5 protein-coding genes are annotated in these 2,271 nt (G+C 70.8%); 4 read left to right on the top strand and 1 reads right to left on the bottom strand.

Annotated elements, in window-relative coordinates:
- From C666_RS18945 to C666_RS18930, 4 genes are all read left to right on the top strand, one after another.
- The coding region (locus C666_RS18945; protein WP_004349618.1) for a nitrous oxide reductase accessory protein NosL at nucleotides 1-490 on the top strand (490 nt) is incomplete at its 5' end.
- 10 nt (nucleotides 491-500) lie between these two features.
- On the top strand, nucleotides 501-776 hold the full coding sequence (locus C666_RS18940; protein ID WP_004349616.1) for a hypothetical protein: 276 nt from the start codon (nucleotides 501-503) through the stop codon (nucleotides 774-776).
- Nucleotides 773-1,138 (top strand): hypothetical protein, encoded by a 366-nt coding sequence (locus C666_RS18935; RefSeq protein WP_004349613.1) that lies wholly within the window; start codon nucleotides 773-775, stop codon nucleotides 1,136-1,138. The genes C666_RS18940 and C666_RS18935 overlap by 4 nt, the downstream gene beginning before the upstream one ends.
- Nucleotides 1,135-1,761, top strand: coding sequence for a nitrous oxide reductase accessory protein NosL (locus C666_RS18930; RefSeq protein ID WP_004349610.1), 627 nt, complete (start codon nucleotides 1,135-1,137; stop codon nucleotides 1,759-1,761). The genes C666_RS18935 and C666_RS18930 overlap by 4 nt, the downstream gene beginning before the upstream one ends.
- Nucleotides 1,762-1,944: 183 nt before the next feature.
- On the opposite strand, the gene C666_RS18925 is transcribed toward C666_RS18930, so the two are convergent.
- The coding region (locus tag C666_RS18925) for a c-type cytochrome (protein ID WP_004349607.1) at nucleotides 1,945-2,271 on the bottom strand (327 nt) is incomplete at its 5' end.

The following is a 2,271-nucleotide window of genomic DNA, read 5'->3' as shown; positions in this document are numbered from 1 at the left end:
GGCCGCGGCCGGCCTGCTCGCCGCCTGCGGCGCACCGGACGGCGGCAGCGGCTCGGTCGCCGCGCTCGAGATCGACCGCGGCACCAGTTGCGCGCTCGACGGCATGCTGCTCGCCGACTACCCCGGCCCCAAGGCGCAGATCCACTACAGCGGCACGCCGCAGCCCGACTGGTTCTGCGACACGCTGGAGATGTTCAGCGTCTATCTGAACCCCGAGCAGGCGCGCCGCGTCACCGGCCTCTTCGTGCAGGACATGGGCAAGGCCGACTGGGACAAACCGGTCGGCAACTGGATCGACGCCCGGCAGGCCATCTACGTGTTCGGCTCGAAGCGGCTGGGCTCGATGGGGCCGACCGCCGCCTCGTTCTCCAGCGCGGCCGACGCCCAGGCCTTTGCCGCCCAGCACGGCGGCAAGGTGCTGAAGTTCAGCGAAGTCACGCCCGACATGGCCATCCTCGACGGTGGCGCGCTGCACGACCAATCCATGTGAGAAAGCCGGCATGAACAACCCGATCTACGACGTTCTTCCGCCTGAAGCCGGCCCCGAGCTGGAACAGCTCGCGCGCCTGGCCTATGAAACGCGCGAGCACCGACGCACGGTGCTGGAGGCCGTCGGCGCACCGGACGAGCAGACCCTGCTGGAACGCATCGTCCGCCGCGACATCGACGAACACCCCGCCTACGAGCACTACCTGGCGGCGCGTATCCTCGGCGACACGCACCGGACCGCGCGCGAGATGATCGCCGCCAGCCTGAAGGAGATCAACCGCCGATGAACCTGCACCCGGCCATCCTCGAACACATCGAGCGCGAGCACGCCGACGCGCTTGCCGCGCCGCCGCAGCTCAACCAGGATGCGCTGACGGTCGTGCTGCGCAACGGCGTCACGCTCACCGTGCGCTACGCCGCCCCCGACGCTTATTCGCTGCGCTGGAACACCGGACCGGGCACCCCGGAGACGGGCATCAACACCGCCCCCGTCCATGCCCACCTGCCCACCTACCCCAACCATCTGCTCCACGCCGACGGCACGGTGGCAGCCGACCCGATCACCCGCAGCGACGCCAGCCCCGAGGCCAACGTCGGCGCGCTGATCGCCGCGCTCGCCCGCGACCCGCTGCTCGCGTCCCGGCCATGATCTCCGCACACCGCCTCCTGCTCGGCTCGGCCACGCTGTGCATGATGGCCGCGGGCACGCTGTTCTGGCAGTACACGGCAAACGGGCGCAGCGTCGAGTTCGTCCCGCCCGACGAGGACATCTGCATCGTGCCGCCGGCGCGCGTATCGCCCGCGCACCCCTACGATCCCGCCTCTGGCTTGGGCATGTACGACGTGCGCCCCATTCCGGTGGACGCACGCTGCCCGGTGTGCGGGATGTATCCGGCGCGCTTCCCGAAGTGGGCGTCGCAGATCATCTTCACCGACGGCTCGGCGCATTTCTTCGATTCGCCGGTGGATCTCTTCACGTTCCTCGACGAACCCGTCCGCTTCGACACCCACCACACGGCGGAAGACGCGGCCGCGATGTACGTCGCCGACCACCGCGACGGCACCTGGCTCGACGCGCGCCAGGCGGTCTTCGTCATCGGCTCGCGCATTCGCGGCCCGATGCGCGGCCCCGACCTGCCCGCCTTCGCCGACCACGCCGCGGCCGAAGCCTTCATCGCCGAATACGGCGGACGGGCACTGGCCTTCGGCGAGCTCGGCCACAGCGCGACGAGCGGCCTGCGCGACGCGGCCCACGCCGGACACATGCACTGAGCCGTACCTGGCCCGTTGCGGCCTCGCACGCTCACGGACGTTCCCGGCGCCATTCGCCCCCGCAGTTCACCGGGCACGCCCCGGGACCAGCCCCCGGTGAACGGGAAACGGGGGCTTTCACCCCCGTTTCCAAGCAGCCGGCGCACGGGCAGCCGCTGCGACCGGCAGCGGTTGCCCGCGGGCTTACTGCGACTTCGCCACCATGAAATCGACTGCGGCCTTCACGTCGTCGTCCGGCAGCGTCGCAGCGCCACCACGCGCGGGCATCATGCCTTTCTCGCCGGTATAGCCTTCGAGCGCATGCTTGTACAACGTATCCTTGCCCTGCTCGATACGCGGTCCCCAGTCGTCCTTGTTGCCGGGGACCGGCGCGCCGGCGACGCCCGACGCATGGCACAGCGCGCAGGTGCGCTTGTAGACGCTTTCGCCCGCGGCATTGGCCGGCGCGGCAGCCACCGGGGCCGGCGCGGGAGCGGGAGCCGCCGCAGGAGCCGGTGCCGGCGCTGCGGC

The organism is Thauera linaloolentis 47Lol = DSM 12138 (assembly GCF_000310205.1).
Taxonomy (GTDB): Bacteria; Pseudomonadota; Gammaproteobacteria; order Burkholderiales; family Rhodocyclaceae; genus Thauera; species Thauera linaloolentis.
This window is presented reverse-complemented; position numbering and strand designations above follow the sequence as displayed.

Excerpts from the sequence above, each read along its gene's own strand:
- C666_RS18940 (WP_004349616.1), top strand. The coding sequence starts at position 501 with ATGAACAACCCGATCTACGACGTTCTTCCGCCTGAAGCCGGCCCCGAG.
- C666_RS18935 (WP_004349613.1), top strand. The coding sequence starts at position 773 with ATGAACCTGCACCCGGCCATCCTCGAACACATCGAGCGCGAGCACGCC.
- C666_RS18930 (WP_004349610.1), top strand. The coding sequence starts at position 1,135 with ATGATCTCCGCACACCGCCTCCTGCTCGGCTCGGCCACGCTGTGCATG.